The organism is Methylobacterium sp. WL9 (genome assembly GCF_008040035.1).
GTDB lineage: Bacteria > Pseudomonadota > Alphaproteobacteria > Rhizobiales > Beijerinckiaceae > Methylobacterium > Methylobacterium thuringiense.
The window spans coordinates 1-1,229 of sequence record NZ_VRVE01000183.1; the positions used below are offsets into that span (position 1 = coordinate 1).

At 70.5% G+C, this 1,229-nt stretch carries 2 protein-coding genes; both read right to left on the bottom strand.

Features of this window, described 5'->3' with window-relative positions:
* On the bottom strand, positions 1-402 hold a 402-nt coding region (locus FV217_RS22360; protein WP_147821829.1), incomplete at its 3' end, for an ATP-binding cassette domain-containing protein.
* A 25-nt stretch (positions 403-427) separates the two neighbouring features.
* A complete protein-coding gene (locus FV217_RS22365; protein ID WP_147821831.1) occupies positions 428-1,189 on the bottom strand; it encodes an ABC transporter permease subunit in 762 nt (253 codons plus the stop codon).
* Between the last annotated feature and the right edge of the window lie 40 nt (positions 1,190-1,229).

The window sequence follows — 1,229 nt, forward strand, 5'->3', positions numbered from 1 at the left end:
GGCGCGCTCGCGCCGCTCGGCCCGGCTGCCCTCGCGGCCGAGCCCGACCGCGACGTTGTCGACGACCCGCGCCCAGGGTAGCAGCCGCGGCTCCTGGAACATGATGCGTTTCGAGGCGCGCGTGTCGCTGCCGTTCAGCGAGACGAGGCCGGAGGTCGGCTCCTCGAGGCCGAGGATCAGCCGCAGCACGGTGCTCTTGCCGCAGCCGGAGCGGCCGACGATGGCGACGAACTGGCCGGCTGTGATGTGCAGGTCGAGCCCGCGGATCACCGGCTCGCCGCCGTCGAACGCCTTGGTCAGGCGCCGCAGGGTGACGGAGAGCGCGTGGCCGGTGGCCGGACGGCGCGCCGTGCGGGCGGTCTCGGTGGCGGTCTCGAAGCTCAGGGCGGGGCTCGCGGTCATGGTGGCTTCAGGTTGGAGGAGCGGTTCAGCCGTTGCGGTAGGCCGGGTTCCAGGCGAGGCAGGTGCGCTCGAAGAGCCGGGTCAGGCTGTCGGCGACCTTGCCGAGAGCTGCGTAGATCAGGATCGCCAGCACCACGACGTCGACGAGCATGAACTCGCGGGCCTGCATCGCCATGTAGCCGAGCCCGGAATTGGCCGAGATCGTCTCGGCGACGATCAGCGTCAGCCACATGATGCCGAGCCCGTAGCGCAGGCCGACGAAGATCGAGGGCAGCGCGCCGGGCAGAACCACGCGCCAGAAGAGCTCGCGGCGGTTCATGCCGTAGACCCGGCCCATCTCGATGAGCTGCGGATCGACCGAGCGGATGCCGTGAAGCGTGTTGGCGTAGATCGGGAAGAATACGCCGAGCGCGACGAGGAACAGCTTCGCGCCTTCGTCGATGCCGAACCAGAGGATCACCAGCGGGATCAGCGACAGGTGGGGCACGTTGCGCACCATCTGCAGTGTCGTGTCGGTGAGTTGCTCGGAGAGCTTCGAGAGCCCGTTGGCCAGACCGAACGCCAGCCCGATGCCGCCTCCGACCACGAACCCGGCGAGCGCGCGCAAGAAACTGACCCAGAGGTTGACCCAGAGCTCGCCGGTCTGCGCCGCCTGCCACCCGGCACGGAGGACGTCGAGGGGTGCTGGCATGAACCGGGTCGAGACGAGGCCGGTGGAGCCCGCCACCTGCCAGCCCAGGATGATCGCCGCCGGGACGAGCCAGGGGATCAGCCGGCTCGGGTTCAGCCAGGACGGCGTGCGGGCGGCCGGGCGCGCGGGCCGGGCG